Annotated in this window: 5 protein-coding genes; 1 reads left to right on the top strand and 4 read right to left on the bottom strand. The window is 39.3% G+C overall.

Annotated elements, in window-relative coordinates:
• Positions 1-180 precede the first annotated feature (180 nt).
• Entirely contained in the window at positions 181-1,407 is a 1,227-nt protein-coding gene (glp, locus tag AN486_RS20035) for a gephyrin-like molybdotransferase Glp (protein ID WP_290602269.1), read from the top strand.
• 112 nt (positions 1,408-1,519) lie between these two features.
• On the opposite strand, the gene AN486_RS20030 is transcribed toward glp, so the two are convergent.
• The 4 genes from AN486_RS20030 to AN486_RS20015 all read right to left on the bottom strand — a co-directional run bounded on the left by AN486_RS20030 (position 1,520) and on the right by AN486_RS20015 (position 6,418).
• The gene (locus AN486_RS20030; RefSeq protein WP_039205159.1) at positions 1,520-1,915 is read right to left on the bottom strand and encodes a hypothetical protein; all 396 of its coding nucleotides are present in this window, start codon (positions 1,913-1,915) and stop codon (positions 1,520-1,522) included.
• Positions 1,916-2,173: 258 nt separating this feature from the next.
• Positions 2,174-4,018: an ATP-dependent zinc metalloprotease FtsH3 gene (gene ftsH3 / locus AN486_RS20025; protein WP_027401619.1), complete on the bottom strand. Its 1,845-nt coding sequence runs from the start codon at positions 4,016-4,018 to the stop codon at positions 2,174-2,176.
• A gap of 217 nt (positions 4,019-4,235) precedes the next feature.
• Positions 4,236-5,021, bottom strand: a complete 786-nt coding sequence (locus tag AN486_RS20020) for a hypothetical protein (RefSeq protein WP_290602266.1) — start codon at positions 5,019-5,021, stop codon at positions 4,236-4,238.
• A 182-nt stretch (positions 5,022-5,203) separates the two neighbouring features.
• Positions 5,204-6,418, bottom strand: coding sequence for an acetate kinase (locus tag AN486_RS20015; RefSeq protein WP_053539371.1), 1,215 nt, complete (start codon positions 6,416-6,418; stop codon positions 5,204-5,206).
• Positions 6,419-6,435: the final 17 nt, after the last annotated feature.

Here is a 6,435-nt window from a genome sequence, read left to right as displayed (position 1 = left end):
TCATATAAGGTACATCTTAGCCCCCTCATCGCTTGCGGGGAGGGGGTTGGGGGTGGGGTTCTTGTTCCGGGTTTGATGACAATTTGCTGTAATACAGCAATCATGACTTTTCAAACAACCTCTCAATAATAAAAGTTAATTAATCTTAATTTCTAACAGTAACTAACTAAATCATCCACTATGTTATCCGTTAAAGATGCAGAAACGATTATTTTCAATCATGTTCAACCTTTAAATCAAGAACATGATCTTGAAGTTGTTGATTTATTGACAGCATTTCACCGAATTTTAGCAACTCCTGTAATTAGTTCTTTAGATTTTCCCCATTGGGATAATTCCGCAATGGATGGTTTTGCAGTGCGTTATGAAGATGTGCAAAATTCCACTTCTGAAAATCCGACAATTTTAGAAGTTGTCGAAGAGATTCCCGCAGGATATCAACCTCAAAATACTATTCAACCAGGACAAGCAGCAAGGATTTTCACTGGTGCAATAATCCCAAAAGGTGCGGATACTGTAGTTATGCAGGAAAAAACTAATTTAGAGAAAAACTGGGTTTCTATTTTTTCTGCACCGCAACCGCAGGAATTTGTTAGACACCAAGGAGACTTTTACCAAGCAGGAAAAGAACTTTTACCAGCAGGAATTCCCCTCAATGCAGCGGAAATTGCGATTTTAGCGGCTGCACAATTGGCAGAAATCAGTGTTTTCCGTCGTCTGCGAGTGGCAATTTTTTCAAGTGGTGACGAATTAGTAACACCAGAACAAACCCTAAAACCTGGACAGATAGTAGATTCTAACCAATATGCTTTAGCAGCTTTAGTACGTGATTTGGGTGCAGAAGTGTTAACATTAGGAATTATTAAGGATAATCCTAGCGCATTAACAGAGACTATCAATTATGCTATTAACAATAGTGATATAGTTATTTCTTCTGGTGGAGTTTCCGTAGGTGATTATGATTATATTGATAATATATTAGCATCTTTGGGAGCAGAAATTCATTTTCGTGCCGTGCAAATGCGTCCAGGAAAACCTCTGACATTTGCCACATTTCCCAATTCTCTTTATTTTGGTTTACCAGGAAATCCCGTTTCGGCTTTAGTGACATTTTGGCGATTTGTAAAACCGACAATTAAAAAACTTTCAGGAATTAATCGAGGTTGGGAAAGTAAATTTATCAAAGTAAAATCCCATTGCGAATTAAAATCTAACGGAAAAATGGAAACTTATATTTGGGGTAATTTAAAATTAAATAATGGTATTTACGAATTTAAGCAAACAAGTGGTAACTTAAATTCAGGGAACTTAATTAACTTATCCCAAACTAATGCTTTAGCAATTTTACCATTGGGAAAAACCTTAATTTTACCAGGAGAAGAAACCTTAGTTTTGCGAATAGGATAAAATAAAATGAACTCTCTGCGACTCTGCGCCTCTGCGTGCAAAAATAGATTACTTTCATAAGTCTAGCTATATTTTGTTGGGTTTCACTTCGTTCTACCCAACCTACAATTTTCTAGAATGAAATAAACCTGATTATTAAATTGTTTTGATTAAGCGGAAGCATAGGAGAATCTATATCTAAAAGCCAATTTTCATCAATCAATTCTAGATTTTCATTATAGATAAGAACTAACTCACCTATATTTTCCAGAAAATTCATAAGAGAAAATTTGAGTTTTAGAAAACGGTTATCTTGGGTAATACCCACAAAACTGCTGACTAATTTTGCTTCTATGGGGTGAGGTAAAGTAATTGATTCATAATATTTATCCTGTTCATCCCAATAACCATTTATTGTATAACAGCATTGTTCAAGATGTTTTTGAACAAGAGAATTAGTATCTAAATTTTCTAATATCTCAGTTAAATCTTGCCAGATTTGGTGATTTTTCAATTTAAGTGTAGTCATAATCTATTCTAGATTAATGTTGTCTTACAAAACCAGGAAAATGTAATATACCATAAAAAAATGTCCCAAAACTGACGCAAAAAACCTCTCTATTTTTTCTCTCTCTGTGTCCTCTGTGCCTCTGTGGTTCGTTTTAAAAAAAGAGTATTAGGCTTAACTAAACCGTATGGGATTTTAGCATCTTTAACGTTCACAAGAAACTAAAAAGAGTAATTCCAGAAAAACCAGAATTACCCTTTTTAGATATTTAAGAAAAAACTACGCAAAAGCTGCCATTTTCACATCGTTATTACCAAGGATTTGTTGTAATTCCTCAGCGTCAACGGTTTCTTTATCTATCAGCATTTGAGCAATTTCATCTAAAACCTTGCGGTTACTGACTAATACTTCTTTAGCTCGAATATAAGCAGTATCAACTAATTTCCGAACTTCTTCGTCAATAGCAGCAGCAGTTTCTTCCGAGAAATCGCGCTCAGACATAATATCTCGACCCAGGAACATATTTCCTTGTTGACGACCAAGGGCTACTGGACCCAAGCGATCGCTCATCCCAAACCGAGTTATCATTTGTTTAGCTACTCTAGCCACTTGCTGTAAATCATTAGAAGCACCAGTAGTCACTTCCTCTTCACCAAAAATGATTTCTTCAGCCAGACGACCACCCAAAGCCACAGCCATTTGATTTTCCAAATAAGCACGGCTATATAAACCAGTGTCCATACGGTCTTCACTAGGAGTAAACCAAGTTAAACCACCGGCTTGACCACGAGGAATAATGCTAATCTTTTGCACAGGGTCATAGTCAGGCATTAAAGCCCCAACTAAAGCGTGGCCTGCTTCATGGTATGCAACCAAAGTTTTGCGCTTTTCGCTCATTACCCGGTCTTTCTTTTCGGGTCCAGCTAATACACGGTCAATTGCATCATTAATTTCATCCATCGAAATTTCAGTTAAATTGCGACGGGCGGCTAAAATTGCGGCTTCATTCAACAGGTTAGATAAATCTGCACCGGTAAAACCAGGAGTCCGGCGGGCAATTTTATCCAAGTCTACATCTTTAGATAAAGTTTTACCACGGGCATGAACTCTGAGAATTTCACTTCTACCAGCGTAGTCGGGACGGTCAACCACAACTTGACGGTCAAAACGACCTGGACGTAATAAAGCAGCGTCTAATACATCAGGACGGTTGGTAGCAGCAATAATAATAATACCAGTGTTACCTTCAAAACCATCCATTTCCGTTAGTAACTGGTTGAGGGTTTGTTCCCGTTCGTCGTTACCACCACCTAAACCAGCGCCCCGTTGACGACCTACTGCGTCAATTTCATCAATAAAGACGATACAAGGAGCATTGGTTTTCGCTTGTTCAAATAAATCGCGGACACGGGAAGCACCCACACCAACGAACATTTCCACAAATTCAGAACCAGAAATTGAGAAGAAAGGAACACCTGCTTCGCCCGCTACAGCCCGCGCGAGGAGGGTTTTACCAGTACCAGGAGGACCGACTAAAAGTACACCTTTAGGAATTTTTGCACCAATAGCGGTAAAGCGATCGGCATTCTTTAAAAAGTCTACAACTTCATTTAATTCTAATTTGGCTTGGTCAATACCCGCAACGTCACCAAAGGTAACTTGAGTTTGGGGTTCCATTTGCACTCTGGCTTTAGATTTACCAAAGTTCATAGCTTGGCTACCTGGTCCACCTTGTGCGCGACGGAGGAGGAAAAATAAACCAACTAACAGCAATACAGGGAAGAATAAGCTGCTAAGAGCCTTAAACCAGAATCCTTCGTCTGCTTGAGGTAATACGGCAATATCAACACCTTTATTTGTCAGAGTATTGATTAAATCTGGGTCATTAACTAAGGTAACAATCTTTTTGTTAGGGTCATATTTAGGTGTCACCAAGGCTGTAGACCGGTCGGAACTTAAACTGACTCTCTCAACTCTGCCTTTTTCGACTTCTTGGATAAATTGGCTGTAGCGCCATGTTTCTCGGCTTTGAGGTTGTTTGTCAAACAATGCCGTTCCTAGTGCAATAACGACTATAAAAAGGAGCGCGTACAGCCCCGTATTTCGCCATTTTTTATTATTCACCGATGTTGATTCTCCTGTACTTGTTTGCTGCTTATACCTAGCTTCTCTAAGGAAGAGGACATTATGATAATTATGTTAACTTATCTTAATATATCTTAAAATAATCCTCCTGTCATGATAAAAATAATCTGTTCTACCCTACAGGTCTAAAAGATGAGGATAGTAGAAATTCTATTGTAACGATTCTTCGCAGTTGTCAGTTGTCAGTTGTCAGTTGTCAATCTTTTTCTGGTGGTCTAATACTAACTGTGCCGTCGGCATTTGTAACGACCTTTCCTCCCAAGGCTTCAATTTCCTGAATTGCTCGGTTGCGAATTTTTTTATCTACATTATTGTTTAAAACCATTGCCCATGTAGCCACTCGTGCTGCTTTACTATCAGGATTTTTACTCAGAAACTTGGCAGTTTTTTGAGAAATAAACGCTACCTGCGTACCTTCTTCATCAGTATAAGTGCTTGCCCACTCTGCGGCTTTGAGAAAAGATTTTTTTGATGCCTGAGCATTACCTAAAAATAGTAACTCATCTGTGCCTTTATAGCGCCAGATATAGTATGACCTGGGGGGAATTTGTGGTGATAAAGATTTTAATCCTTTTTCCATTAAAGCTATAGTTCTATCTGGCATACCACCGTATAAAGAACTACTTATAGAAAGTCCTAAATAAGCTTCTAAAAAACGTGGATCACGGTCTAAAATAACTTCAAAATACTCTGGGCTGATACTGTATCCGGTTTTATCTCTGGCTTCATTATCACCGAAGAATTGCAAAAAATCAATATATACCCAATCGGCAATGAAATTTTTATAACTAAAACTGGGGATAGCCTCAAGTAAGTTTAAGCGAAAACTTTCTTTCTTGAGGTCTTTTTGGAGAGCTTCTACGGAAATAGATTGTTTATTAATTAATAGTTTTTGCAGTTTTGGTATTTGCATTAAGCTAATACTGACAATACAAAAGCAAGCAACTAATGGCGTGGTAATAGCTTCACGAGATAAAAACATAGTGGGGGAGTGGGGGGAGTGGGGGAGTGGGGGGAGTGGGGGGAGTGGGGGAGAAATTTCTTTCTTCTGAACTCCTGATAGCGTTCACGTGGTGTGCCGAAGGCATAGCGTGGCGTTAGCCATACTCCTGAATGGGCGCAGGCGGGCGCAGGCCCTGCGCCCCTACCTCCTGAACTCCTGTATTATTGTTGCAGCAATTTCCAACATTGTTGAGCTATTGACCAATCTTCTTGAGTTTCTATGACTAAGATTCGTACTGTGGAATCAGATGTGGCAATATCAATATCAATAGGTTGTTGCTGATTTTTCGCCAAGTCAATTTTCAGTCCTAAAAATCCCCAAGCTTCACAAGCAGCTTGACGGATTGCTGGGGAGTTTTCGCCGACTCCAGCGGTAAAGACTAAAACATCTAAACCTGCTAAACTAGCCAGCATTGCCCCGATACCAGCCCGGAGGCTATGTACGTATATATCCCAAGCTAGTTGAGCGCGTTGATTACCTTGGTCTTTTGCAGCTATCACTTCCCTTAAATCACTAGATATTCCAGAAATACCTTTTAATCCTGAAGCTTTATTTAACACATTATCTAGTTCGTGACTAGAGTAATTATACTGTTGCAATAAGTAAATCAAAATCCCTGGATCTATTGAACCACTGCGGCTACCCATCATTAAACCATCTAGAGGAGTAAATCCCATTGTTGTGTCAATACTGCAACCATTTTTGATGGCGGCTAAAGAACAACCATTACCTAAATGACAGGTAATTATTCGCAGAGATTGTAAATCTTGACCAAGAATTTCCGCTGCTCGATTGGCACAATACTGGTGACTGATGCCATGAAAGCCATAACGACGGATACCCTGTTCAACTAAATGATAGGGGATGGGATAGATAGCTGCGGCATCGGGTAAAGTGCGGTGAAATCCAGTATCAAAAACTGCTACTTGGGGGATATTCCCTAGACTATTTTCAATGGTTTCAATACCAGCTAAAGCGGCTGGATTATGGGCTGGGGCTAGATTACATAAGTGAGCGATCGCCTGTTTAATTTTTTCCGTAATTATTACAGCCTCTTGGTAATCTTGACCACCATGTACTACTCGATGTCCTACCACATCTATGGCTGCTAAATCATCAATTACCTTGGTTTCGCCATTTGTAAGCGTAGATAACAAATGAGTAAATTGCACCTGTCGGGAATCATCAGCCAGAGTTGCTTGCAGTTTTGCACCTGTAGCGGTTTTAACTGTAATTTCTGCCTGATTTTGGTTTTCAGTCCAATTTATTTTTCCTTCCCAAAGAGGTTGGGGGGCTAAATTAGGAATCGGGGAGGTCATGTCGTACAGACAACTCTTTTGGCTGCTAGAACCGGCATTGAGGATGAGTATTTTCATAAATTAAAATTTACGCA

The sequence above is a fragment of the Anabaena sp. AL93 genome, from assembly GCF_001672085.1.
GTDB lineage: Bacteria > Cyanobacteriota > Cyanobacteriia > Cyanobacteriales > Nostocaceae > Dolichospermum > Dolichospermum heterosporum.
This window is presented reverse-complemented; position numbering and strand designations above follow the sequence as displayed.

Excerpts from the sequence above, each read along its gene's own strand:
- glp (WP_290602269.1), top strand. The coding sequence starts at position 181 with ATGTTATCCGTTAAAGATGCAGAAACGATTATTTTCAATCATGTTCAA.
- AN486_RS20030 (WP_039205159.1), bottom strand. The coding sequence starts at position 1,915 with ATGACTACACTTAAATTGAAAAATCACCAAATCTGGCAAGATTTAACT.
- AN486_RS20020 (WP_290602266.1), bottom strand. The coding sequence starts at position 5,021 with ATGTTTTTATCTCGTGAAGCTATTACCACGCCATTAGTTGCTTGCTTT.
- AN486_RS20015 (WP_053539371.1), bottom strand. The coding sequence starts at position 6,418 with ATGAAAATACTCATCCTCAATGCCGGTTCTAGCAGCCAAAAGAGTTGT.